22 protein-coding genes are annotated in these 23,452 nt (G+C 65.2%); 14 read left to right on the forward strand and 8 right to left on the reverse strand.

The features are described from left to right. Nucleotides 1-6 precede the first annotated feature (6 nt). From secY to ACSBPQ_RS03025, 8 genes are all read left to right on the forward strand, one after another. The gene (secY, locus tag ACSBPQ_RS02990; RefSeq protein ID WP_442683598.1) at nt 7-1,362 is read left to right on the forward strand and encodes a preprotein translocase subunit SecY; all 1,356 of its coding nucleotides are present in this window, start codon (nt 7-9) and stop codon (nt 1,360-1,362) included. Nucleotides 1,363-1,706: 344 nt separating this feature from the next. Then, nucleotides 1,707-2,063, forward strand: coding sequence for a 30S ribosomal protein S13 (gene rpsM, locus ACSBPQ_RS02995; RefSeq protein WP_442683599.1), 357 nt, complete (start codon nt 1,707-1,709; stop codon nt 2,061-2,063). Nucleotides 2,064-2,075: 12 nt separating this feature from the next. Beyond that, nucleotides 2,076-2,468 carry a 30S ribosomal protein S11 gene (gene rpsK / locus ACSBPQ_RS03000; protein ID WP_054657227.1) on the forward strand — a complete coding sequence of 131 codons (393 nt, stop codon included), beginning with the start codon at nt 2,076-2,078 and terminating at the stop codon, nt 2,466-2,468. A 14-nt stretch (nt 2,469-2,482) separates the two neighbouring features. Further along, the gene (gene rpsD / locus ACSBPQ_RS03005) at nt 2,483-3,112 is read left to right on the forward strand and encodes a 30S ribosomal protein S4 (RefSeq protein ID WP_442683600.1); all 630 of its coding nucleotides are present in this window, start codon (nt 2,483-2,485) and stop codon (nt 3,110-3,112) included. A 54-nt stretch (nt 3,113-3,166) separates the two neighbouring features. Continuing rightward, nucleotides 3,167-4,165: a DNA-directed RNA polymerase subunit alpha gene (locus tag ACSBPQ_RS03010; RefSeq protein ID WP_442683601.1), complete on the forward strand. Its 999-nt coding sequence runs from the start codon at nt 3,167-3,169 to the stop codon at nt 4,163-4,165. A gap of 192 nt (nt 4,166-4,357) precedes the next feature. Then, nucleotides 4,358-4,744 carry a 50S ribosomal protein L17 gene (rplQ, locus tag ACSBPQ_RS03015; protein WP_054657231.1) on the forward strand — a complete coding sequence of 129 codons (387 nt, stop codon included), beginning with the start codon at nt 4,358-4,360 and terminating at the stop codon, nt 4,742-4,744. 145 nt (nt 4,745-4,889) lie between these two features. Beyond that, nucleotides 4,890-5,396, forward strand: a complete 507-nt coding sequence (locus tag ACSBPQ_RS03020; protein ID WP_442683602.1) for a disulfide bond formation protein B — start codon at nt 4,890-4,892, stop codon at nt 5,394-5,396. 40 nt (nt 5,397-5,436) lie between these two features. Continuing rightward, entirely contained in the window at nt 5,437-6,810 is a 1,374-nt protein-coding gene (locus ACSBPQ_RS03025; RefSeq protein WP_442683603.1) for a class II 3-deoxy-7-phosphoheptulonate synthase, read from the forward strand. 91 nt (nt 6,811-6,901) lie between these two features. Here ACSBPQ_RS03025 and ACSBPQ_RS03030 read toward each other — a convergent pair whose 3' ends face one another. Together ACSBPQ_RS03030 and typA are read right to left on the reverse strand one after the other, a co-directional pair. Then, on the reverse strand, nt 6,902-7,375 hold the full coding sequence (locus ACSBPQ_RS03030) for a DUF2127 domain-containing protein (protein WP_442683604.1): 474 nt from the start codon (nt 7,373-7,375) through the stop codon (nt 6,902-6,904). Between the two features lie 7 nt (nt 7,376-7,382). Continuing rightward, complete coding sequence (gene typA / locus ACSBPQ_RS03035; protein WP_442683605.1) at nt 7,383-9,212, reverse strand: translational GTPase TypA; 1,830 nt, start codon at nt 9,210-9,212, stop codon at nt 7,383-7,385. 206 nt (nt 9,213-9,418) lie between these two features. Here typA and ACSBPQ_RS03040 point away from each other — a divergent pair, with 206 nt between their 5' ends. The 3 genes from ACSBPQ_RS03040 (at nt 9,419) to ACSBPQ_RS03050 (ending at nt 11,744) form a co-directional block, all read left to right on the forward strand. Then, nucleotides 9,419-9,913 (forward strand): peptidylprolyl isomerase, encoded by a 495-nt coding sequence (locus tag ACSBPQ_RS03040; protein WP_442683606.1) that lies wholly within the window; start codon nt 9,419-9,421, stop codon nt 9,911-9,913. A 116-nt stretch (nt 9,914-10,029) separates the two neighbouring features. Further along, nucleotides 10,030-11,013, forward strand: coding sequence for a malate dehydrogenase (locus tag ACSBPQ_RS03045; protein WP_442683607.1), 984 nt, complete (start codon nt 10,030-10,032; stop codon nt 11,011-11,013). Nucleotides 11,014-11,120: 107 nt separating this feature from the next. Further along, the gene (locus ACSBPQ_RS03050) at nt 11,121-11,744 is read left to right on the forward strand and encodes an RluA family pseudouridine synthase (RefSeq protein ID WP_442683608.1); all 624 of its coding nucleotides are present in this window, start codon (nt 11,121-11,123) and stop codon (nt 11,742-11,744) included. Nucleotides 11,745-11,789: 45 nt separating this feature from the next. On the opposite strand, the gene ACSBPQ_RS03055 is transcribed toward ACSBPQ_RS03050, so the two are convergent. Continuing rightward, nucleotides 11,790-13,082: a M14 family zinc carboxypeptidase gene (locus ACSBPQ_RS03055; RefSeq protein ID WP_442683609.1), complete on the reverse strand. Its 1,293-nt coding sequence runs from the start codon at nt 13,080-13,082 to the stop codon at nt 11,790-11,792. A gap of 283 nt (nt 13,083-13,365) precedes the next feature. Between ACSBPQ_RS03055 and prpE the strand changes: the two genes are divergently transcribed. Then, the gene (prpE, locus tag ACSBPQ_RS03060; RefSeq protein ID WP_442683610.1) at nt 13,366-15,246 is read left to right on the forward strand and encodes a propionate--CoA ligase; all 1,881 of its coding nucleotides are present in this window, start codon (nt 13,366-13,368) and stop codon (nt 15,244-15,246) included. Nucleotides 15,247-15,380: 134 nt separating this feature from the next. Further along, the gene (locus ACSBPQ_RS03065) at nt 15,381-15,860 is read left to right on the forward strand and encodes a hypothetical protein (RefSeq protein ID WP_442683611.1); all 480 of its coding nucleotides are present in this window, start codon (nt 15,381-15,383) and stop codon (nt 15,858-15,860) included. Between the two features lie 93 nt (nt 15,861-15,953). Here the strand turns inward: ACSBPQ_RS03065 and ACSBPQ_RS03070 are convergent, their stop codons facing one another. From ACSBPQ_RS03070 to ACSBPQ_RS03090, 5 genes are all read right to left on the reverse strand, one after another. Continuing rightward, nucleotides 15,954-16,571 carry a glutathione S-transferase family protein gene (locus tag ACSBPQ_RS03070; RefSeq protein ID WP_442683612.1) on the reverse strand — a complete coding sequence of 206 codons (618 nt, stop codon included), beginning with the start codon at nt 16,569-16,571 and terminating at the stop codon, nt 15,954-15,956. A gap of 75 nt (nt 16,572-16,646) precedes the next feature. Next, the gene (locus tag ACSBPQ_RS03075; RefSeq protein WP_442683613.1) at nt 16,647-17,105 is read right to left on the reverse strand and encodes a cell wall hydrolase; all 459 of its coding nucleotides are present in this window, start codon (nt 17,103-17,105) and stop codon (nt 16,647-16,649) included. A 425-nt stretch (nt 17,106-17,530) separates the two neighbouring features. After that, a complete protein-coding gene (locus tag ACSBPQ_RS03080) occupies nt 17,531-19,558 on the reverse strand; it encodes an oxidoreductase (RefSeq protein WP_442683614.1) in 2,028 nt (675 codons plus the stop codon). Between the two features lie 147 nt (nt 19,559-19,705). Further along, nucleotides 19,706-20,314 (reverse strand): membrane protein YczE, encoded by a 609-nt coding sequence (yczE, locus tag ACSBPQ_RS03085; protein ID WP_442683615.1) that lies wholly within the window; start codon nt 20,312-20,314, stop codon nt 19,706-19,708. A gap of 166 nt (nt 20,315-20,480) precedes the next feature. After that, on the reverse strand, nt 20,481-21,506 hold the full coding sequence (locus ACSBPQ_RS03090) for a zinc-binding alcohol dehydrogenase family protein (protein WP_442683616.1): 1,026 nt from the start codon (nt 21,504-21,506) through the stop codon (nt 20,481-20,483). Nucleotides 21,507-21,889: 383 nt separating this feature from the next. On the opposite strand from ACSBPQ_RS03090, the gene ACSBPQ_RS03095 reads away from it, so the two are divergent. Beyond that, nucleotides 21,890-22,984, forward strand: a complete 1,095-nt coding sequence (locus ACSBPQ_RS03095) for an OmpA family protein (protein ID WP_442683617.1) — start codon at nt 21,890-21,892, stop codon at nt 22,982-22,984. Nucleotides 22,985-23,452: the final 468 nt, after the last annotated feature.

Here is a 23,452-nt window from a genome sequence, read left to right on the forward strand (position 1 = left end):
GGGAACATGGCGCAAGCTGGCATCGGTAACCTCGCGGGCGGGATCGGCAAGTTCACGGAACTTCGCCAGCGTCTTCTGTTCGTAGTCGGGGCATTGCTCGTCTATCGCATCGGCTGCTACGTGCCGGTGCCGGGCGTCAATCCCGATGCCATGCTTGCGCTGATGCAGGCGCAGGGCGGCGGTATCGTGGACATGTTCAACATGTTCTCGGGCGGCGCCCTGCACCGTTTCAGTATTTTCGCGTTGAACGTGATGCCGTATATCTCGGCATCGATCGTGATGCAGCTGGCGGTCCACATCTTCCCGGCGCTCAAGGCGCTGCAGAAGGAGGGTGAGTCCGGTCGGCGCAAGATCACGCAGTATTCGCGCATCGGCGCGGTGTTGCTGGCGGTCGTGCAGGGCGGCAGTATCGCCATGGCGCTGCAGAACCAGGTTTCGCCGGGCGGTGCGCCGGTGGTGTATGCGCCGGGTCTGGGCTTCGTCCTGACCGCGGTGATCGCATTGACTGCCGGCACCATCTTCCTGATGTGGGTCGGTGAGCAGGTGACCGAGCGCGGTATCGGCAACGGTGTCTCGCTGATCATCTTCGCCGGCATCGTCGCGGGCCTGCCCTCGGCGGTTATCCAGACGATCGAGGCCTTCCGCGAAGGCAACATGAGCTTCATCGCGCTGTTGATGATCGTCCTGCTGGTGCTGGTCTTCACCTATTTCGTGGTGTTCGTCGAGCGCGGCCAGCGCCGCATCACCGTCAATTACGCCCGCCGTCAGGGGGGCCGTAATGCCTACATGAACCAGACCTCGTTCCTGCCGCTGAAGCTGAACATGGCGGGTGTGATCCCGGCGATCTTCGCCTCGAGCATCCTTGCGTTCCCGGCAACCCTGGCGCAGTGGTCCGGCCAGGCCAGTTCGGCCACCTGGTTGCAGAAGATCGCCAACTCGCTGGGTCCGGGCGAGCCGCTGCACATGATCGTGTTTGCCGGCCTGATCATCGGCTTCTCCTTCTTCTACACCGCGCTGGTGTTCAACTCGCAGGAAACCGCCGACAACCTGAAGAAGTCCGGTGCGCTGATCCCGGGTATCCGTCCGGGCAAGGCCACGGCCGAATATGTCGATAGCGTGTTGACCCGGCTGACGGCAGCCGGTGCCGCATACGTGGTCATCGTCTGCCTGCTGCCGGAAATCATGCGCACGCAGCTCAATGCCTCGTTCTACTTCGGTGGCACCTCGCTGCTGATCGTGGTGGTGGTGGTGATGGATTTCATCGCCCAGATCCAGGCGCACCTGATGTCGCACCAGTACGAGAGCTTGTTGAAGAAGGCCAACCTGAAGGGCGGCAACCGCGGCGGTTTTGCACGCGGCTGATTCACCCGTTATACTTTCCGCTTCATAGCGAGAAGACCCCGCCGGTTCCCGTCGGGGTCTTCAAAACAGAAGGGCGGTCCCTGCAGCGGTCTCGGGTGGGGATGTGATGTGGTTGTTCCGCGCAGGAGTAGCGCGGGCGGCAAAGGGCGGTACGACTTTGCCAGGCACATCCGGCGCCGGAGCGTGGGCACACTCCCCACGCCGGGTCCTTGGAACTCCGTGTTCCCTGGGCATCAACGTAAACCGGGACCTTGTTTGTATCGCTAATCATTTTTGATCCATCCTGCCGGAACGGCGCGCCTGTCGGTGCGTATTCGGCCATCACTCAGCTGGAGAATCGCGTCATGGCGCGTATTGCAGGCGTCAACCTGCCAGCCCAGAAGCACGTCTGGGTCGGGTTGCAAAGCATTTACGGCATCGGCCGTACCCGTTCGAAGAAGGTTTGCGAAGCCGCAAACGTGACCTCGACCACCAAGATCCGTGAGCTGTCCGAGCCGGAAATCGAGCGCCTGCGCGCCGAAGTCGGCAAGTACATCGTCGAAGGCGACCTGCGTCGCGAAATCGGTATCGCTATCAAGCGCCTGATGGACCTGGGTTGCTACCGCGGCCTGCGTCACCGTCGTGGCCTGCCGCTGCGTGGCCAGCGCACCAAGACCAATGCACGCACCCGCAAGGGTCCGCGCAAGGCTCTTAAGAAGTAAGGGACCTGAATAATGGCTAAGCCCGCTGCTGCAAAAACCAAGAAGAAGATCAAGCGCGTCGTCACCGACGGCGTTGCCCACGTCCACGCTTCGTTCAACAACACCATCGTGACCATCACCGACCGCCAGGGCAATGCACTGTCCTGGGCGACCTCCGGTGGCGCCGGTTTCCGTGGTTCGCGCAAGTCGACTCCGTTCGCCGCCCAGGTTGCCGCCGAAAAGGCCGGCAAGGCTGCGCTGGATTACGGCCTGAAGTCGCTGGAAGTCCGCATCAAGGGTCCGGGTCCGGGCCGTGAGTCGGCCGTGCGTTCGTTGAACAACGTCGGCTACAAGATCACCAACATCATCGACGTGACGCCAATCCCGCACAACGGGTGCCGTCCGCCGAAGAAGCGTCGCGTCTAAGGGAGCGATAAGAAATGGCTCGTTATATCGGTCCCACCTGTAAGCTCGCCCGCCGCGAAGGCGCCGACCTCTCTCTGAAGAGCCCGGCCCGCGCGTTGGATTCCAAGTGCAAGCTGGAGCAGAAGCCCGGCCAGCACGGCGCCACCGCCCGCAAGGGCAAGCTGTCCGACTATGCCACCCAGCTGCGTGAAAAGCAGAAGGTCAAGCGCATCTACGGTCTGCTGGAGCGCCAGTTCCGCAACTACTACAAGAAGGCTTCGACCAAGAAGGGCAACACCGGCGAAAACCTGCTGCAGTTGCTGGAAACCCGTCTGGACAACGTCGTCTACCGCATGGGCTTCGCTGTGACCCGTCCGGCTGCCCGTCAGCTGGTCAGCCACCGCGGCGTCACGGTCAACGGCAAGTCGGTGAATCTGGCTTCGTACCAGGTCAAGGCCGGCGACGCGGTTGCCCTGTCCGAGAAGGCTGCCAAGCAGCTGCGCGTCCAGGAAGCCCTGACCGTTGCTGCCCAGCACGATCTGCGTCCGTCCTGGGTCGAAGTCGACTCGGGCAAGTTCGCCGGCGTTTTCAAGGCTGTGCCGGATCGTGCCGACCTGCCTGCGGATATCAACGAAGCGCTGATCGTCGAGTTGTATTCGAAGTAATTCACAATGGAGAGCCTCCGGGTTGCACCGGAGGTTCGCAGGAGAACCCGCAACATGACGGTTACCGCATACCAGGTTCTGCGCCCTCGCGGTCCGCAGATCGAACGCCTTACCGAAACCCGCGCCAAGGTCGTTATCGAGCCGCTGGAGCGTGGTTACGGGCATACGCTGGGCAACGCCCTGCGACGCGTGCTGCTGTCGTCCATCCCGGGCTTCGCCATTACCGAAGTCGAGATTGACGGCGTGCTGCACGAGTACACCACCCTTGAGGGCCTGCAGGAGGACGTGCTCGAAGTCCTGCTGAACCTGAAGGATGTGGCGGTCCGTATGCATACCGGCGACAGCGCCACCGTGACCCTGTCCAAGCAGGGCCCCGGTGTTGTCACCGCTGCCGACATCAAGGTCGACCACAACGTCGAAGTCATCAACGGCGACCATGTGATCTGCAACCTGACCAAGGATGCATCGATCGACATGCGCCTGAAGATCGAACGTGGCTTCGGTTACCAGCCGGCCGCCGCGCGTCGTCGCCCGGACGAGGAGACCCGTGCCATCGGTCGCCTGGTCCTGGATGCTTCGTTCTCGCCGGTCCGCCGCGTCGCCTATGCCGTGGAAGCGGCCCGCGTCGAGCAGCGTACCGACCTGGACAAGCTGGTCATCGATATCGAAACCAACGGCACGATCGACGCCGAAGAAGCCGTGCGCACCGCCGCCGACATCCTCAGCGACCAGCTGTCGGTATTCGGTGACTTCACCCACCGCGAGCGCGGCGGCAGCACGCAGCCGAGCCCGGGCGTGGATCCGGTGCTGCTGCGCCCGATCGATGATCTGGAGTTGACCGTGCGTTCGGCCAACTGCCTGAAGGCCGAGAGCATCTACTACATCGGTGATCTGATCCAGAAGACCGAAGTGGAACTGCTCAAGACCCCGAACCTCGGCAAGAAGTCGCTGAGCGAGATCAAGGAAGTGCTGGCCCAGCGTGGCCTGTCGCTGGGCATGAAGCTGGAGAACTGGCCGCCGGCCGGTGTCGCCGCTCACGGCATGCTTGGCTGATAGCAACACCTGTTCCCCCGCATGGGCGACCATGCGGGGGAATATTGTTTCAGCAGTACCCGCATCGACAGCTGACAAGGCCGCGATGCCGGTCGTCCAGGACGGGCGACCAGGACCACCCGCAGTCCATGTGCAACGCCAGGATGGCGACAACGAAGTCCAACGTCCCACCATTAACCAAGGAATAGACCCATGCGTCACATGAAGTCCGGCCGCAAGTTCAACCGCACCAGTGCCCACCGCGAAGCGATGTTCAAGAACATGGCCGCCTCGCTGTTCAAGCACGAACTGATCAAGACCACCCTGCCGAAGGCCAAGGAACTGCGCCGCGTCGCCGAGCCGCTGATCACCCTGGCCAAGGTCGACTCGGTCGCCAACCGTCGTCTGGCGTTCGCCCGCCTGCGTGACAAGGAAGCCGTGGGCAACCTGTTCACCATCCTGGGCCCGCGCTACGCCAACCGTCCGGGCGGCTACCTGCGCCTGCTCAAGTGCGGCTTCCGCGCTGGCGACAATGCGCCGATGGCCTATGTCGAGCTGGTGGACCGTCCGGCCGTGGTTGCCGAGGAAGTCGCCGAGTAATCGGCACATCCATCAACGGATGGATCCTGCGGAAGCCCGGCCTGTGCCGGGCTTCTTGCTTATGCGTGATCGGCATCTGTGCTGCGGGTGTGGCAGCCGGTAAGGCCTGCTACTCTTGCGGGCTTGTTTGAACAGGTCCCGCCGAATGAATCCGTTGCGTTGGAATTTCCGACTCCAGTTCCTGCTTGGCTTCCTCGTCTGTGCCGGCTTGCTGGGTTTTGCCGTTTTCACCCAGCTGAAAATGGGCCTGGAGCCGTGCCCGCTGTGCATCTATCAGCGCATCGCGTTCGCAGCGCTGGGCATCGTCTTCCTGCTGGGGGCATTGCATGGCCCGCTGGCCCGGGGGGCGCGGGCCAGCTACGGCATATTGGGCCTGGTTGCCGCCGCCGTGGGCGCCGGCATCGCCGGACGCCACGTCTATGTGCAGATGCTGCCGAAGGATATGGGCAGCAGCTGCGGGCCGCCGTTGAGCTTCCTGAGCGAGACGATGGGACCGTTCGAGGTGTTCCGCACCGTGCTCACCGGTACCGGCGACTGCGGCAACATCGACTGGCAGTTTCTCGGGCTGAGCATGCCGATGTGGAGCCTTGTGTGGTTCGTGCTGCTGGCGCTGTGGGCGCTGTATGCCGGCTTCCGGCGCACTTCACGCTGACCTTCCACTGATTTTTCCTGTTTGAATTGCTGGTGATGGCATGAACCTGTCTGCGACTCCATCCGTCTCTACCGCTCCGGACTCCAGTTGGACGCCGATCAGCTGGCGCGACAAGCCGGCCTTGCAGATGCCGGTCTACCCGGACCCTGTCGCACTGGAATCGGCACTGGCTGTTTTGCGGCAGTTGCCGCCGCTGGTCACCTCATGGGAAATCTTCGCGCTCAAGCAGCAGCTGGCCGAGGCCCAGGAGGGCAAGCGCTTCCTGCTGCAGGGCGGCGACTGTGCGGAGAATTTTGCCGATTGCGAGTCCGCGACGATTTCCAACCGGCTCAAGGTGCTGCTGCAGATGAGCCTGGTGCTGGTGCACGGGCTGCGCAAGCCGGTGATCCGTGTCGGCCGCTTCGCCGGTCAGTACGCCAAGCCGCGTTCGGCCGATACCGAGACCCGTGATGGCGTGACCCTGCCGAGCTATCGCGGTGATGTGATCAACGCGCCGGAGTTCACCGGGGCCGCACGTGTCCCCGATCCGCAGCGGATGATCGCCGCACACTCACGCTCGGCGATGACGATGAACTTCGTGCGGGCGCTGATCGATGGCGGATTCGCCGATCTGCACCATCCCGAGTACTGGAACCTGGGCTGGGTCGGCTGCTCGCCGCTGGCGGCCGAGTACCAGAAGATGGTGGGCTCGATCGGCGATGCGGTGCGTTTCATGGAGACGCTGTCCGGTTCGCGGGTGCACAACCTCAACCGGGTGGATTTCTACACTTCGCACGAGGCGCTGTTGCTGCCGTACGAGGAAGCGCTGACCCGGCAGGTGCCGCGCCAGCAGGGCTATTTCAACCTGAGCACGCACTTCCCGTGGATCGGCATGCGGACCGCGGCGCTGGATGGCGCGCACGTGGAATACCTGCGCGGTGTGCGCAATCCCATCGCGATCAAGGTCGGGCCGTCGGTGCAGCCGGACCAGCTGCTACGGTTGATCGATGTGCTCAATCCCGATGACGAGCCGGGCCGGCTGAGTTTTATCCATCGCATGGGTGCGGCGCAGATCACGGAGAAACTGCCGCCACTGCTGGAGGCGGTGAAGCGCGACGGGCGCCGGGTGCTTTGGGTCTGCGATGCCATGCACGGCAATACCGAAAGCACCAGCAACGGCTACAAGACCCGGCGCTTTGCCAATATACGCAGTGAAGTGGAGCTGTCCTTCGATCTGCACGCGGCCGCCGGTACCCGCCTGGGAGGCGTGCATCTGGAGCTGACCGGCGAGGATGTGACCGAATGCACCGGTGGTGCGCGCGAACTGACCGAGCGTGATCTGGAGCGTGCCTACCGCTCGCCGGTGGATCCGCGGCTGAACTACGAGCAGTCGCTGGAGATCGCGATGGCGATCGTGCGCAAGCAGGGCGCCTGATCCGCGGCAGAGGGCAGGCAGGCCTGTGCAGTGGTGCGCGGCGTGATGCCGTGGCCGGGGATCGGTACGGGCAGCACACGGCTGTGGTGGATCAGTGCTGGCGTCGCCTGCGAAGGTCGCGCGCCAGTACCCACACCACCAGCAGGTTGACCGCCAGCAGCAGCCATGCAGCCCAGCCGGGATGCCTGAAGATGGCGTAGACGTCCAGCGGCAGGTACAGCGCCGCGGAAATGCAGCCCAGCCACGAGGCCCAGGCGCGGGCGCGCCACAGGCCCCACGCTTCGATCGCGCGCAGCAGGCCGTAGGCCGCAAGAATGGCGGCGGCGAGATGGACGGTATCGGGAGTGATCAGCCCCAGTAGCGAGGAGAACGCGCCGTGCTCGGGGTCGCCACCCACGTGGCGGATCAGGCTGTCGATCAGGTTGCGCAGCGGACCGGGCCCGGAGATCTCCAGGCCGGCCGCGGCGAGAAAGGCCACGAAGGCCTTTCCCGCTTCCAGCAGCGCGATGGCTGCCAGCCCCGGATGCGCGTGCGGATCCGGGTTGTAGGGCGACTTTCCGCTCACCGGCGTATCAGCCGGCGCGCGAGGCCTTCTTGCGGTCGCTTTCGGTCAGGAACTTCTTGCGCAGGCGGATTTCCTTCGGGGTGATTTCCACCAGCTCGTCGTCGTCGATGAAGTCCAGCGCCTGCTCCAGCGAGAACTTGATCGCCGGGGTCAGCTGGATCGCATCGTCCTTGCCCGAAGCGCGCATGTTGGTCAGCGGCTTGGTCTTGATCGCGTTGACAGTCAGGTCGTTGTCCTTGGAGTGGATGCCGATCAGCTGGCCTTCGTAGACATTGTCACCTTCGGCGGCGAACAGCTTGCCACGCTCCTGCAGCGGCCCCAGCGAATAGGCCGGAGTGGCGCCCGGTGCGTTGGCGATCATCACGCCGTTCTGGCGCTTGGCGATGGCGCCCTGTTCCTTCGGGCCGTAGTGGTCGAACACGTGGAACAGCAGGCCGGTGCCCTGGGTCAGGGTCTTGAACTCGTTCTGGAAGCCGATCAGGCCGCGTGCCGGGATCTTGAAGTCCAGGCGCACGCGACCCTTGCCGTCGGCTTCCATGCCTTCCAGCAGCGCCTTGCGGGTGCCCAGCTTCTCCATCACGCCGCCCTGGTGCTGCTCCTCGATATCGACCACCAGCTGCTCGATCGGCTCCATCAGCTGGCCGTCGATCTCCTTGATGATCACTTCCGGACGCGACACCGCCAGCTCGTAGCCTTCACGGCGCATGGTTTCGATCAGCACCGATAGGTGCAGCTCGCCACGGCCGGAGACCAGGAACTTGTCGGCGTCTTCCAGCTGCTCGACCTTCAGCGCGACGTTGTGCACGGTCTCGCGATCCAGGCGTTCCTTCAGCTGGCGGCTGGTCAGGAACTTGCCACCGGACAGGTCCTTGCTGCCGGCGAACGGCGAGTTGTTGACCTGGAAGGTCATCGAGATGGTCGGCTCGTCCACGGTCAGCGCCGGCAGCGCTTCCGGCGCGTCCAGCGCGCAGACGGTATCGGAGATGGTCAGCTCCTGGATGCCGGAAATGGCGATGATGTCGCCGGCCTGCGCCTCTTCGACCTCGATGCGCTCCAGGCCCATGAAGCCCAGTACCTGCAGCACCTTGCCCTGGCGCTTCTTGCCGGTGCGGTCGATCACGGTGACGGCCTGGTTCTTCTTGACCTTGCCGCGCTGGATGCGGCCGATGCCGATCACGCCGACGAAGTTGTTGTAGTCCAGCTGGCTGATGCGCATCTGGAACGGGCCGTCGAGGTCCACGTCCGGCGCCGGCACGTACTTCATGATCGCCTCGAACAGCGGGGTCATGTCGCCCGAGCGCACGGTGTCTTCCAGGCCGGCATAACCGTTCAGGCCGGAGGCGTAGACGATCGGGAAATCCAGCTGCTCATTGGTGGCGCCGAGCTTGTCGAACAGGTCGAACACCTGGTCGATCACCCAGTCCGGACGTGCGCCCGGGCGGTCCACCTTGTTGACCACGACGATCGGCTTGAAGCCCATCGCGAAGGCCTTCTGGGTGACGAAGCGGGTCTGCGGCATCGGGCCGTCCATCGCATCGACGAGGATCAGCACCGAGTCGACCATCGACAGTACGCGTTCCACCTCGCCGCCGAAGTCGGCGTGTCCGGGGGTGTCGACGATGTTGATGCGGTTGCCGTTCCACTTGATGGCCGTGTTCTTGGCCAGGATGGTGATGCCGCGTTCCTTTTCCTGGTCGTTGCTGTCCATCACGCGCTCGGCGAGCACGGTGCGCTCGGCCAGCGTTTCGGAATTCTTGAGCAGGCAGTCAACCAGGGTGGTTTTACCGTGGTCGACGTGGGCGACGATGGCGATGTTGCGAAGATTTTCGATAGACATGCGAAAGACGGCCAGCCGGCGCCGTGAATGGGGAAAAGAGTCCAATATTATAAGGGTATGTGGTACCGCTGCGAAAACTCCCCCTGTCGGGGCCGGGTGCGTGTTCAGCTGCGGTCGGCGCAAGTGGAGGAATCCGGGCAGCGTCAGGCATGGGTGCGGGTGTATCCTATGGGGCTAGCGAAATGTCTTTTCCACAAGGATTCCCCATGGCCCTGATCGCCAATTTCGACACTTCCCGCGGCCTCATCAAGGTCGAGCTGTTCGCCGACAAGGCGCCGCTGACCGTGGCCAACTTTGCCAACCTGGTCAAGCACGGCTTCTACGATGGCCTGATCTTCCACCGCGTGATCGCCGATTTCATGATCCAGGGCGGCTGCCCGGAAGGTTCCGGTCGCGGTGGCCCGGGCTACCGTTTCGAGGACGAGACCAACAACGGCGTCCGCCATGACCGCGGCGTGCTGTCGATGGCCAATGCCGGCCCGTCCACCAACGGCAGCCAGTTCTTCATCACCCACATCAAGACCGACTGGCTTGATGGCAAGCACACCGTGTTCGGCAAGGTGCTTGAAGGCATGGACGTGGTCGACAGCGTGCAGATGGGTGATGTGATCAACAAGATCACCCTGGAAGGCGATGCCGACACCGTGCTGGCCGCCAAGGCCGACCGCGTGGCCGAGTGGAACAAGATCCTCGCCGCCTGATTCCTTCCGACGGCCACCTTTTTGACAGGTGGCCGTTTTTGATCCGGCCGTCGTGCCTGCCACGGCGACCTGCGCAGACTCCCACCCCACACGCTTCTTAGCAGAGGAAATCCCCCATGAAGACTCCTGTACGTGTTGCCGTGACCGGTGCCGCCGGCAATATCGGTTACGCCCTGCTGTTCCGCATCGCTTCCGGCGAAATGCTCGGCAAGGACCAGCCGGTCATCCTGCAGCTGCTGGAAATCGACAATGAAAAGGCCCAGGCCGCGCTGAAGGGCGTGGTCATGGAGCTGGAAGACTGCGCGTTCCCGCTGCTGGCCGGCGTGGTGACCACCGCCGATCCGCTGGTGGCCTTCAAGGACGCCGATGTGGCCCTGCTGGTCGGTGCGCGTCCGCGCGGCCCGGGCATGGAGCGCAAGGACCTGCTGCTGGAAAACGCCAAGATCTTCACCGTGCAGGGCAAGGCCCTGAACGCTGTCGCCAGCCGTGACGTGAAGGTGCTGGTGGTCGGCAACCCGGCCAACACCAACGCCTACATCGCGATGAAGTCGGCGCCGGACCTGAAGCCGGAGAACTTCACCGCGATGCTGCGCCTGGACCACAACCGTGCCCTGAGCCAGCTGGCCGCCAAGACCGGCAAGACCGTGGACAGCTTCGAGAAGTTCACCGTGTGGGGCAACCACAGCCCGACCATGTACCCGGACTACCGCTTCGCCACCACCGGCGGCGCCGGTGTGGCCGAGCTGATCAACGACCAGGAATGGAACGCCACCACGTTCATCCCGACCGTCGGCAAGCGTGGCGCGGCCATCATCGCCGCCCGTGGCCTGTCCTCGGCCGCCTCGGCTGCCAACGCCGCCATCGACCACATCCATGACTGGGTGCTGGGCAGCAACGGCAAGTGGGTGACCATGGGCGTGCCGTCCGACGGCTCCTACGGCATCCCGGAAGGTGTGGTGTTCGGTTTCCCGGTGACCACCGAGAACGGCAAGTACACCATCATCAAGGACCTGCCGATCGATGACTTCTCGCAGAAGTACATCGACATCACCTTGAACGAGCTGGAAGAAGAGCGCGCCGGCGTCGCCGACCTGCTGTAATTCCACACGTGTGACGGTGTGATCGACGGGGAAGCTTCGGCTTCCCCGTTTTTTATTGTTTTCCCGGTTCGAAGCGGCGCTGTTGCGTTGCTCGCAAGTGAGTTGGCATGAGTCCCGATATCACCGTGCATTACCTGGATGCGCATCTGCTGGTGACCGAGAAGCCCGCCGGCCTGCTCTCCGTGCCCGGGCGCCTGCCGGAGAACCAGGACTGCGTGATCGCCCGGCTGCAGCAGGTGTATCCGGATGCGCTGACCGTGCACCGGCTCGACCAGGTGACCTCCGGCCTGATGCTGTACGCGCGCGGCAAGCCGATGCAGGCGGCACTGTCGGGACTGTTCGAGCGGCGCCAGGTGGACAAACGCTACGAGGCGCTGCTGGAAGGGATGCTGGCTGAAGACGCCGGTGAGGTGGCGCTGCCGCTGATCTGTGACTGGCCGAACCGGCCGCGGCAGATTGTCGACTTCGCGCTGGGCAAGCCGGCGCTGACGCGCTGGCGGGTGATCGAGCGCGATGCCGTCGCGCAGCGGACGCGCGTGGCGCTGGAGCCGGTCACCGGCCGCAGCCACCAGTTGCGGGTGCATATGGCCAGCCTGGGCCATCCGATTGTCGGCGATGTGTTCTACGGCGCGGCTTCGGCCGACCGCGTGGCGCTGCACGCCTGTGAGCTGGCCTTCGTGCATCCGCAATCCGGGCAGCCGATGCGCCTGCTGTCACCGGCGCCGTTCTGAGTGGTGGCCGCGGACGCCTCGCCGGGGCGTCCTGTACGCGGCGCCTCAGGGGTGGTCGTCGCGTTCCGGTAAGGCCTGGCTGGCATCCAGATCGTCCAGCAGTGACCACACCACCTGGCGACCTTCGGGATCGCGGCTGAGGACGAACCGGGCCGGGGCGTTGTGTGTCAGGCGGCCACCCGGGGCGGGGGTGAGGTAGAGATCACGCGCATCGATCACGGTGCGGGCAGGGCGTGTGCCCAGATCGCCGATATCGATGATGCGGCCGCCCTCGCCGCTGAGCGCATGCTTGAATTCCACCAGGATATCGGCGCGGGCCGGGGCCACGCCCGGGCTGGCGAGGGTGGCACCACGCACCAGCAGATCGGGCCACACCTGGCCGTTCTCCGGCAGCCCGGTATACAGCGCGTGTGGTGCGTGCGCGTAGTCGCCGCTGGCGATGGCATCCAGCGCCACCAGCAGGGCGAGGAAGTTCAGTTCGCGCAGTTTCTGCTTCTGCGGATCGCCCTCGATGCCGCCGGCCTCGATCAGCACCGTGCTGGTGCCCCATTGCTGCATCAGGTCGCCGAACGCACGCGGGTTGAACTCGTCGTCCCAGCGCGCGATATGCCCGCCGATGCGCGGCTCCAGCGCGGCGCGGATCAGTGCCGCAACGCCGATCGCCCGCCCACGCACGTCATTGACCTCGCGCGAACCGTTGAACGGCGGGGCGAGCAGGGCGATGGCGGTACCGCGCGCGGAATCGCCGACCCGGTAACCCGGGCGCTGGTCGTGCAGGTTGAAGCCGAAGGCCGGCTGCAGGCGGTCGCGCAGCGTCTTGAGCGCGCGGGCTTCGGGCGAGGCCAGCGCGGCGGCGTCGCGGTTGATGTCGATGCCCTGCGCGTTGCGGCGCTGGAAGCGGGCGGCGCCGTCGGGGTTGAGGATCGGCACGACGTGCAGGCTCAGCCGCTGGCGCAGCTGCCTGACCAGCGGGTGCGCCGGCGACCGGCCGAGAAACTGGAACAGGTCGGCCAGCGCCATGCTGGCGGTGCTTTCATCGCCATGCATCTGCGACCAGAGCAGGACGCGGGTCGGTCCGCTTCCCCAAGTCACGTGACGCAGCGGGCGGCCCTCGGCGCTGTGGCCGACCGGTTCGACCGCGAACCCGGCTTCGGCCGTCAGCAGCGGCGTGGTGAGCGCCCACCAGTGCTCCGCACTGAAGACCCGCGAGGACAGCCCGTCGACCCGGTGGCGGGGGTAGTCGGCTTCCACGGTGGCCAGCCATGCCGGTGGTGCGGGCAGGTCGGCAGAGGAGCCGGCGGTTGCCGGCGCGGCGGCGGAGGCAAGGGGAAGCAGCATCAACATCGCAAGCAGAACGGGTCGGATCATGGGCACGGCAATGGACAGCGAGACAGGCAGCGTCGGTGAGGGTCGGGCCGGGTGTCAATGACGCCATCGCCGGATCGACCTGCCGGGTATGCTGGCAGGTCTGGTCTTGGCTCCGCGGCAAGATCGACATGCCGGATGACCCGGGCCCGGTTCATGTTCGGTGTGCGAGTGGGCCCCTACGACCAATGTCGGAAGGAGCGCGCCCGGCGCTCGCACTATGCTCGGCTCAGACCAGCAGGTTCCGGAGGGTGTCATGCAGTACGAGCAGATCTACCGCCGCTCCATCGATGAGCCGGAGGCGTTCTGGGCCGAAGAGGCCAAGGCCATCTACTGGCATCGCCCGCCGCAGCAGATCCTGGACTATTCCAACCCGCCGTTCCGGCGCTGGTTCGTCGGTGGCCTGACCAACCTCTGCTACAACGCGGTGGACCGGCATCTGACCGAGCGCGCCGGGCAGCTGGCGCTGGTCACCGTGTCCACCGAAACCAACACCACCCGCGAGATCACCTACCGCGAGCTGTACCGCGAAGTGAATGCCTTTGCCGCGGTGCTCAAGGAACTGGATGTCGGCCGTGGCGACCGCGTGGTCATCTATATGCCGAACATGGCCGAGGCGGTGTTCGCGATGCTGGCCTGTGCGCGTATCGGTGCGGTGCATTCGGTGGTGTTTGGCGGTTTCGCCGCGCACAACCTGGCGCTGCGCATCGACGATGCACAACCCAAGCTGCTGATCACCGCCGATGCCGGCATGCGCGGTGGCAAGGTGATTCCGTACAAGCCGATGGTGGATGCGGCCTGCGCCGAGGCCACCACGCCGCCGCCGAAAGTGCTGATCGTGTCGCGCGGGCTGGATGCGGCCGAGCCGAAGGTCGCCGGGCGCGATGAGGATTACGCGGCATTGCGCGCGCAGGTCGGTGATGTCGAGGTGCCTGTGGAGTGGCTCGAATCCAACGAGCCGAGCTATCTGCTGTACACCTCCGGCACCACCGGCAAACCCAAGGGCGTGCAGCGCGATGTCGGCGGTTACGCCGTGGCGATGGCGCAGTCGATGCGCAACGTGTTCGACTGCGCGCCAGGGCAGGTGATGTTCTCCACTTCCGATGTCGGCTGGGCGGTGGGGCATTCCTACAATGTGTACGGGCCGCTGATCGGTGGCTGCACCTCGCTGCTGTACGAAGGCCTGCCGACCAATCCCGACGCCGGCATCTGGTGGGCGTTGTGCGAGCAGTACGGGGTGCGCACGCTGTTTTCCTCGCCCACGGCAATCCGGGTGCTGAAAAAGCACGACGTGGATTTCATCCGCCGGCACGACCTGTCCGAGCTGAAATACCTGTTCCTGGCCGGTGAGCCGCTGGACGAGCCCACCGCGCAGTGGATCAGCGACGTGCTGCGCAAACCGGTGATCGACAACTACTGGCAGTCCGAGACCGGCTGGCCGATGCTGACCCTGTTGCCGGGGCTGGACATGAAGCCGGTGAAGTTCGGCTCACCGGGTTTCCCCAACCTCGGTTACCGGATGAAGGTGGTCGACGAACAGACCGGTGCCGAAGTGCCGGCCGGGCGCAAGGGGGTGCTGGTGGTGCAGCCGCCGCTGCCGCCGGGCTGCATGAGTACGGTGTGGAACGACGACGCGCGCTTCCTCAAAAGCTACTTCAGCCATTTCAACGAGTTGCTGTACAGCTCGCTGGACTGGGCGATCCGCGACGTGGACGGCTACACCTTCATCCTCGGCCGCACCGATGACGTGATCAATGTCGCCGGCCACCGGCTGGGCACGCGCGAGATCGAGGAGGCCATCTCCAGCCACCCGCGCGTGGCCGAGGCGGCGGTGATCGGCATGCACGATGCGTTGAAGGGACAGGTGCCGCTGGTGTTTGTCACCCTCAAGCAGGCCGCGAGCGCGGCGGAGGAGCCGGTGCTGGTGGCGGAAATGATGCAGGCGGTGACCGGCTCGCTGGGTGCGGTGGCACGGCCGGCACAGATCCATATCGTCAGCGCGCTTCCCAAGACGCGTTCGGGTAAGCTGCTTCGGCGTTCGCTGCAGGCATTGGCCGAACGGCGCGACCCCGGCGATCTGTCGACACTGGACGACCCGGGTGCGCTGGAGGAGATCCGTCGCGCGCTGGGGACATAGCGCACGGTGGGCACACAGGCCGACAGGCAGTGATCGCAAGGGGGCGGCACACATGCAGGTGAGGTGATCCGGGGCGGGGGCCCGGGATTGCGCGGTGTGTGCCGTGATTGCGACGCATAACTGTGGGAGGGGGAATGGCATTCATCTATGCCAAGACGGCCGCTGGCCGTCGTGAGATCGAGGATCGCGGCCTGCGGCTGGTACCGGGCCTGCGCGCGGTGTTGCTGCTGGTCGATGGCCAGCGTGATGAGCGTGAGCTGTTGCAGATGGCGCAGGGCATGCGTGCACCGGAGGATGTGCTGGCGCAGCTGGCGTCACTGGAGTTGATCGAAGCGGTGAGTGGCAGTGCCGAGGTCAAGCCGGCCGTGCCGGTCACCATGCAGCTGGGCGATGATCCGCTGCGCTACCAGCAGCTGCGCGACTGGATGGCCGAGTCGGTGCGCAAGCACCTGGGCCTGAAGGGCTACCTGATCCAGCTGAAAATCGAGCGCAGCAAGACCGCGGTCGGGCTGGAGCAGCTGTGGCCGGAACTGGCCACGGCCCTGGGCAAAGCCAAGAGTCCGGCGTTTGCCACGCGCTGGCTGGAGGAAACCCGGGCGCTGGTGCTGGCCTGAGCCGACCCTGGAATGTCCGCGGCCGCCGGGAGAAGCCGGCGGCCGCGGTTGCTGGATGCGCCGGCGTGGCGTGTGCCGCCGCCCGGCTGCCGGTCAGTCCAGACCTTCGGCCTTCAGCGCGGCCTGCACCGCCGGATCGGCCAGCATCCGCTGCTCGAAGCGGTCCAGCGCATCCATGCCGGCCAGATCGATCTTCAGGCCACGGGCCCAGCGCAGGGTCACATAGGTATAGGCGTCGGCGATGGACGGGCGCGGTGTGCCACCCAGCCAGTCCACCTGCGCCAGCCGGTCGTTGACGCGCTGGTACAGCGCCTTGAGCCTGTCGCGCGAGTTCTGCTGGGTGCGGGCGATGACCGCCTCGTCTTCCAGATACCTGGTCGAGCCGAAGATCGGGTAGTACACCGGGTGCAGGTCGGCGTTGACGAAGGACAGCCAGCGGTTCACTTCGGCGCGGGTGCGTGGATCACTGCCACCGTCCAGTCCCGCACGCGGCGCCTTGTCGCAGATGTAGTGCAGGATGGCCGCGTTCTGGGTCAGTACCCAGCCCTCGTCTACCAGCACCGGCACCGCGCCGGAAGGGTTCATCGCCAGGAATTCCGGCGACTTCATGGTTGCCATGTCCACGATCTGCAGGTCGAACGGCAGGCCGGCCCAGAGCAGGGCGATGTGGTCGGCCAGCGAGCAGGCGCCCGGCTTGGTGTAGAGCTTCATGGGAATCCTCTTGAGGATGGGGGGATTCCGCATTATCACCAGAAGTGTGTCCGGCGGTGGAAACTCTCCGCTGGCTCAGGAAGAACGCGGCTTGAGCGACTGCACCTTGAAGAAGGTGTGTCCGCCGATGGTGGCGACCTGGTAGGAATTGCGCCAGCTCGGGCTGGCGATGGACAGCGCGGCGAAATGGCTGGCCCCCGGGACGATCTCCTTGCGCTGGCCGGCCGGCAGCGCCCAGTTGCGCTCCGCCGCGAAAGCCACGTCCACCGCTTCGGCCCAGGCATCGTTGTTCTGCAGCTGGGTGCCGGGTGCGACGAAGGCAGGGGCGAACTGCTTGCGGGCAGTGACCACCTGGCACATCGAGTCACCCCACAGGCCGCTGTCCAGGCGCCGCAGCGCGACTTCGGCGACGGCCTGCTGGCCGCGCAGGGTCTGGTCGCGGGCTTCCAGATAGACGGTGGTGCTCAAGCACAACGAATCAGCGGCCGGCTGCGGCAACATCTGCGACAGCCAGAGAATCCAGGCCAGTTTCATAAATCTCCTTGCTCCGTGTGGGCCACAGTGGCCGGGTTCCGGACATCGGAGGGAACCTGGGACATCTGCGACTTGGCGTTATGGGGAGGCGGCCGTGGCATCGGGGCCGCCCCGTGGGCGGTCCCGGATCAGATCGGGAAGAGACCGCGCCTGCTCACCGGGGCTGGAGGGTGAGCGAAGAAGTGGCGCACGGTAGGGGGGCAATCCAAAACTCATCCTGAATGGGCGTTGTTGACATTCAGGTTCACAGATGGGCTGGTTTTGTGTAGCGCATACCATTCCGGCTGCTCCGTCGGGGGTCGACAATGGCAGGCCGCCGGGGTGGTCGAAGCGCCCCGGTCGGCCGGTTGCGACGGAGGTATCACCCGTGGAAATACCAACAGCCCGGTTGCATCCGGACTGCCGGCAGTTGCCAGCGGGGTGTGTCAGAGCGCAGCGGCCAGACGGCTGCCCTGGTCGATCGCACGCTTGGCATCCAGCTCGGCGGCGACATCCGCGCCACCGATGATATGCACGCTGCGGCCTTCGGCCCGCAGGGCATCGGCCAGCGCGCGCTGCGGCTCCTGGCCGGCACAGACCACCACGGTGCCCACGTCGAGCAACTGCTCGGTGCCGTCCACGCGGATGCGCAGGCCGGCATCGTCCACGCCCAGATATTCCACACCGCCGAGCATCGTCACCTGCTTGGCCTTGAGCGTGGCACGGTGGATCCAGCCGGTGGTCTTGCCCAGGCGCGCGCCGGGCTTGCCGGGGCTGCGCTGCAGCAGCCAGACCTTGCGTGCGGGTGCCTCCGGTTGCGGCGTGACCAGTGCGCCACGCTTCTCGAAAGTCGGGTCCACGCCCCATTCGGCCATCCAGCGTGCCGTATCCAGCGAAGGCGACTGGCCGTGATGGACCAGGAACTCGCCGACATCGAAGCCGATGCCGCCGGCGCCGATGATCGCCACCCGCTCGGCCGCGGTAACCCGGCCCTGCAGGATGTCCAGATAGCTCACCACCATCGGGTGATCGGCGCCGGGGAAGTTCACCTTGCGTGGCGAGATGCCGGTGGCGACCACCACCTCGTCGAAGCCGGCCAGCGCGGTGGCGTCTACACGGATCTCCAGTCGCACGTCCACGCCGGTGTCGGCCAGACGATGACGGAAGTAGCGCAGGGTCTCGTGGAACTCCTCCTTGCCGGGGATGCGCTTGGCCACATTGAACTGGCCGCCGATCTCGCTGGCGGCGTCGAACAGGGTGACCGCATGGCCACGTTCGGCGGCGACGGTGGCGCAGGCCAGTCCGGCTGGGCCGGCACCGACCACCGCTACGCGCCTGGGCGCGGCAGTCGGGCGATAGACCAGCTCCGTTTCATAAGCCGCACGCGGATTGACCAGGCAGGTGGCGCGCTTGTTGACGAAGATGTGGTCCAGACAGGCCTGGTTGCAGGCGATGCAGGTGTTGATGGTTTCCGGTTTGCCGGCACGGGCCTTGGCCGGCCATTGCGGATCGGCCAGCAGCGGACGCGCCAGCGACACCATGTCGGCATGGCCGGCGGCCAGCACGCGCTCGGCCACATCGGGCATGTTGAGGCGGTTGACCGCGATCACCGGCACGCCCACGTGCGGGCGCAGTTTGGCGGTGACGGCGGTGAAGACCGCACGCGGTACCGAGGTGGCGATGGTCGGCACGCGCGCCTCATGCCAGCCGATGCCGGAATTGATCAGCGTGGCACCTGCGGCCTCGATGGCCTTGGCCTGCAACAGCACTTCTTCCCAGTTGCTGCCGTCTTCGACCAGATCCAGCAGTGACAGCCGGTAGATGATGATGAAGTCCGGACCGCAGGCCTCACGGATGCGGCGCACGATCTCCACCGCAAAGCGCATGCGCCGGCTGGCATCGCCACCCCAGGCGTCGTTGCGCTGGTTGGTACGCGGGGCGATGAACTCGTTGATCAGATAGCCTTCTGAGCCCATCACCTCCACGCCGTCGTAGCCGGCCTCGCGCGCGTAATGGGCGGCGCGGGCGTAGTCGGCGATATGCCGCTCCACGCCGCGGGCCGACAGCGCGCGCGGGGTGAACGGATTGATCGGCGCCTTCAGCTTTGACGGCGCCACCTGCAGCGGGTGGTAGGCGTAGCGGCCGGCATGCAGCAGCTGCATGCAGATCCTGGCGCCATGGCTGTGCACGGCGGCGGTCACCTGGCGGTGCCGGCCCACTTCCCACGGCCACGACAGCTTGCTGCCGAACGGCGCCAGCCAGCCGACCACGTTCGGCGCGAAGCCGCCGGTCACCAGCAGTGCCGCGCCACCGGCGGCGCGCTCGCCGAAATAGGCGGCCAGTTTCGGGAAGTCGCGTGCCCGGTCTTCCAGCCCGGTGTGCATCGAACCCATGAGAATGCGGTTGCGCAGCCGGGTGAAGCCCAGGTCCAGTGGCGTGAACAGGTGCGGGTAGGCGGGATCAGTGGCGGACATTGTGGATACGCTTGCGTACGGAATGCTGCCATTGATACTGGCATCGCCTGTATTTCTCAATCCCCGGGCTGGCATCGACGCGCTTGAAGGGCGCGTGTCCGCGCTCTCAGGAAGCGCGTTGCGTGCCGTCCGGGTGTCGGCCGTGGATCACGGTTGCTGCGGTGTCGCCCCGCTATGGCGACGCAGGTCGAACAGCGGCAGCGTCAAGCCACACAGCGGGCCGATCAGCAGCGCGAACGCCAGCGTGCCCCAGCCGACATCACCGCCCAGCCACCAGCCAGTCGCCAGCGCGGCGGCTTCTATCAGCGTGCGGACTTTCCAGATCGCCTGGCCAGTGCGGGCATGCAGGCCGGTCATCAGTCCATCGCGCGGTCCCGGGCCGAACCGCGCACCTATATAGAGGCCGGTGGCGATGGCCATCAGCACCAGCCCCAGCGCGAACAATCCGGTCTGCCACAGGAGCCCCTGCGCTGCCGGCAGCAGGGCCAGCCCCAGTTGCGCACTCGGGCCGATCAGCAACACGTTCAATACCGTACCCACGCCCGGCTTCTGCCGCAGTGGCCACCACATCAGCAGCACACCCACACCCACCAGATTGGTGACCAGGCCGAAAGCGAGGCCGCTGCGCGCGGAAATGCCCTGGCTCAGCACATCCCACGGCGCGATGCCGATGCCGGCACGGATCATCAGCGCCGAGGCGATGCCGAACAGGAACAGCCCCAGCAGCAGTTGCAGTAGACGGTAGGCGACGGGCATGGGGCTGTGCGGCAGTGAACCGGATAACGCGAGGGAGCACCGGCAATGGCGGTATGCCACTGCGGCTCCTGTTCGCCAAGGGATGGGGAAAGCAGTTGCGCAACGTTGGGGATGGCAGGTGTGTGCCTTCAGCCGTTCCTTGCTGCTTTCCCCCGGCTCCCGTTTTTCACGCCCAGCCTTCCAGTGCCACCTTGCCGATCGTGCGTCCGGACTCCAGCAGGGCATGGGCCTGGCGCAAGTTGGCGGCGTTGATCGGCCCCAGCCGCCGGGTCAGCGTGGTGCGCAGCTCACCGGCGTCGATCAGGCTGGCCGCGCGGGTGAGGATGCGGTGCTGTTCGATCATGTCGGCGGTGCGGAAGCGCGCACGGGCGAACATGAATTCCCAGTGGATGCCGATGCACTTGGCCTTGTACGGGTCACCGATACGCAGCTCGCCACGGGGCTCGACCACCAGGCCCACATGGCCCTGCGGTGCCAGCAGTTCGCCCAGCGCCTGCCAGTAATGGTCGGTATCGGCGAGGTTGAGCGCGGCATCCACCTGCGCAATGCCCAGTGCCTGCAGCTGCGCTGCCAGCGGCTGGCGATGGTCGACCACATGGTCGGCACCCATCTGTCGGCACCAGTTGCCGGTTTCCTCGCGCGAAGCAGTGGCGATCACGCTGAAGCCGGCATGCCGGCCCAGCTGGATGGCGATCGAACCGACGCCGCCGGCACCCCCGATGACCAGCAGCGTGCGCCCGGTGTTGCGCTTGCCGTCCAGCTGGAACGGCATGCGCTGGAACAGCAGCTCCCAGGCGGTCAGTGTGGTCAGCGGCAGGGCGGCGGCTTCGGCGAAATCCAGCGTGGCCGGTTTGCGCCCGACCAAGCGTTCGTCCACCAGCTGCAACTGCGCGTTGCAACCGGGCCGGGTCACATCACCGGCGTAATAGACCTCGTCGCCGACTTCGAATGCGGTCACGTCAGGGCCGGTTGCCAGCACCGTACCGGCGGCGTCGAACCCCAGGATGCGGGGAGTGGCCTCTTCCCCGGGCTTGGGACTGCGCAATTTGGTGTCGACCGGATTGACCGAAACCGCCTGCACGCTGACCAGCAGATCCCTGCCCTGTGGAGCGGGCGGATCGGGCAGGTCGAAGTTTTCCAGCGACGCGGGATCGCCGATGGGCAGATAACGGGTCAGGCCAACAGCTTTCATGGGGAAAGTTCCGTCCAAATGGGGCGCGGAGCATGATACGCAGGCAATCGTTCAGCTGCCGCTAACCCGTGCAGTCAAGGCCCGGCGCCCAAGGGATTCCGTGCGGCGGGAGATATTGCAATGCGGGAAAACCCGGAAATGCATACGCCATCACGGTCTTGTGCGGCTTGATGAAGCTGTATAGGGTGGCGCCGTGCCAGCTGCGTGGCGAGCAAGTGACTGTGTCAATTGTTATGTAGCTGTTAACGTGGCCTTCACGGCTCCGCGCATAATGTGCACCACGATGGTGTGCGGAAACGGCCGTCCTTGAATATGACGACGAAGTTGCTGTGCTGGACCATGCCTCTATCGGTTTCATACCCCCGAAACAAGGAGTTGTATAGATGAACAAGAAGATCCTCACCGCCGCACTGCTGGGTGGTCTGGCATTCGCCCAGGCTGCTTCCGCGCAGGATTTCGACGACCGCTGGTACCTGACCGGTGCTGCCGGCTTCAACTTCCAGGACAACGACCGTGGCACCAACGATGCTCCGTTCGCAACGCTGGGTCTGGGCAAGTTCATCAGCCCGAACTGGTCGCTGGATGGTGAACTGAACTATCAGAACCCGAACTTCGACGCCAACCAGGACAAGAACTGGTCGCAGTACGGCGTGTCGCTGGATCTGCGCCGCCACTTCCTCCAGGAAGGCCGTGGCTGGAACCCGTACCTGCTGGCAGGTCTGGGCTACCAGAAGGCTGAAGAAGAGTACCTGACCCAGGCCGGTCAGCTGCTGGACCGCAAGGACGGCAACCTGGCTGCCAAGGTCGGCGTCGGTCTGCAGACCACCTTCGAAAAGCGCGTCGCCGTGCGTGCTGAACTGGCCTACCGCGCCGATTTCGACGACCAGAGCGTTGCCGCTCCGAAGGAAGACTGGTTCGGTGACGTGCTGGCTTCGGTCGGTGTCGTGATTCCGCTGGGGCCGGCTCCGGTCGCTGCTGTCGCTCCGCCGCCGCCGGCTCCGGCTGCGCCGAGCTGCGCCGATCTGGACGACGACGGTGACGGCGTCAACAACTGCGACGACAAGTGCCCGACCTCGCAGCCGGGTCAGACCATCGGTCCGGACGGTTGCCCGGTGCCGGTGTCGATCGACCTGAAGGGCGTGAACTTCGACTTCGACAAGGCCACCCTGCGTCCGGACGCCGTTGCGATCCTGGCCGAGGCTGCCGAGATCCTGAAGCGTTACCCGGATCTGCGCGTTGAAGTTGCCGGTCACACCGACTCCAAGGGTACCGACGCCTACAACCAGAAGCTGTCCGAGCGTCGCGCCACGGCTGTGTACGACTACCTGACCAACCAGGGTGTCGCCGCTTCGCGCATGACCGGCCCGATCGGCTACGGTGAGAGCCGTCCGATTGCTCCGAACACCAACGAAGATGGTTCGGACAATCCGGAAGGTCGCGCCAAGAACCGTCGCACCGAGCTGAACGTGCAGAATTGAGTGCGACACGAGCAATCGTAAAGCACTGAAAAGACTCAGCTTTCTCTGAGACACACTGTAATAAACCCCTTGCCTTCGGGCAAGGGGACATGAGTAAAACGGGGCCCGGAAGGGGCATATCCTTCCGGGTTTCCGCGCAATGCGGACTGGGGGACGTGCGTCTTTACTTCTCGCTTCGTCCGTCATCGCAACGATGACCGGAGAACTTCGACTTGGAGTTCACGGTGTGCCAGACCTGCAACGGGTGCTGGAAACAGGCGCGCAGATTGCGTGTCCGTGGTGGCATTGCTTCACCTTGGAAACACCTTTCAAGGTAGGAAGCCTGCTATGCGACTAGCGCTAGCCTGTATAGGCGTGCGTGATCGGTAACGGTCAGGTGCGGAGCCCTATCGACAATGAATCCCCCTGATTTCAGGTACATCCAGCTCGTGAGAGAGGGACGAGGACTGCGAGCAGCAATGCGGTTCG

Source organism: Stenotrophomonas sp. JC08 (genome assembly GCF_052180205.1).
GTDB lineage: Bacteria > Pseudomonadota > Gammaproteobacteria > Xanthomonadales > Xanthomonadaceae > Stenotrophomonas.

Bases quoted from the DNA above. Each gene is read 5' to 3' on its own strand.
- secY (WP_442683598.1), top strand. From the start codon at position 7: ATGGCGCAAGCTGGCATCGGTAACCTCGCGGGCGGGATCGGCAAGTTC.
- rpsM (WP_442683599.1), top strand. From the start codon at position 1,707: ATGGCGCGTATTGCAGGCGTCAACCTGCCAGCCCAGAAGCACGTCTGG.
- rpsK (WP_054657227.1), top strand. From the start codon at position 2,076: ATGGCTAAGCCCGCTGCTGCAAAAACCAAGAAGAAGATCAAGCGCGTC.
- rpsD (WP_442683600.1), top strand. From the start codon at position 2,483: ATGGCTCGTTATATCGGTCCCACCTGTAAGCTCGCCCGCCGCGAAGGC.
- ACSBPQ_RS03010 (WP_442683601.1), top strand. From the start codon at position 3,167: ATGACGGTTACCGCATACCAGGTTCTGCGCCCTCGCGGTCCGCAGATC.
- rplQ (WP_054657231.1), top strand. From the start codon at position 4,358: ATGCGTCACATGAAGTCCGGCCGCAAGTTCAACCGCACCAGTGCCCAC.
- ACSBPQ_RS03020 (WP_442683602.1), top strand. From the start codon at position 4,890: ATGAATCCGTTGCGTTGGAATTTCCGACTCCAGTTCCTGCTTGGCTTC.
- ACSBPQ_RS03025 (WP_442683603.1), top strand. From the start codon at position 5,437: ATGAACCTGTCTGCGACTCCATCCGTCTCTACCGCTCCGGACTCCAGT.
- typA (WP_442683605.1), bottom strand. From the start codon at position 9,212: ATGTCTATCGAAAATCTTCGCAACATCGCCATCGTCGCCCACGTCGAC.
- ACSBPQ_RS03040 (WP_442683606.1), top strand. From the start codon at position 9,419: ATGGCCCTGATCGCCAATTTCGACACTTCCCGCGGCCTCATCAAGGTC.
- ACSBPQ_RS03045 (WP_442683607.1), top strand. From the start codon at position 10,030: ATGAAGACTCCTGTACGTGTTGCCGTGACCGGTGCCGCCGGCAATATC.
- ACSBPQ_RS03050 (WP_442683608.1), top strand. From the start codon at position 11,121: ATGAGTCCCGATATCACCGTGCATTACCTGGATGCGCATCTGCTGGTG.
- ACSBPQ_RS03055 (WP_442683609.1), bottom strand. From the start codon at position 13,082: ATGCTGCTTCCCCTTGCCTCCGCCGCCGCGCCGGCAACCGCCGGCTCC.
- prpE (WP_442683610.1), top strand. From the start codon at position 13,366: ATGCAGTACGAGCAGATCTACCGCCGCTCCATCGATGAGCCGGAGGCG.
- ACSBPQ_RS03065 (WP_442683611.1), top strand. From the start codon at position 15,381: ATGGCATTCATCTATGCCAAGACGGCCGCTGGCCGTCGTGAGATCGAG.
- ACSBPQ_RS03070 (WP_442683612.1), bottom strand. From the start codon at position 16,571: ATGAAGCTCTACACCAAGCCGGGCGCCTGCTCGCTGGCCGACCACATC.
- ACSBPQ_RS03075 (WP_442683613.1), bottom strand. From the start codon at position 17,105: ATGAAACTGGCCTGGATTCTCTGGCTGTCGCAGATGTTGCCGCAGCCG.
- ACSBPQ_RS03080 (WP_442683614.1), bottom strand. From the start codon at position 19,558: ATGTCCGCCACTGATCCCGCCTACCCGCACCTGTTCACGCCACTGGAC.
- yczE (WP_442683615.1), bottom strand. From the start codon at position 20,314: ATGCCCGTCGCCTACCGTCTACTGCAACTGCTGCTGGGGCTGTTCCTG.
- ACSBPQ_RS03090 (WP_442683616.1), bottom strand. From the start codon at position 21,506: ATGAAAGCTGTTGGCCTGACCCGTTATCTGCCCATCGGCGATCCCGCG.
- ACSBPQ_RS03095 (WP_442683617.1), top strand. From the start codon at position 21,890: ATGAACAAGAAGATCCTCACCGCCGCACTGCTGGGTGGTCTGGCATTC.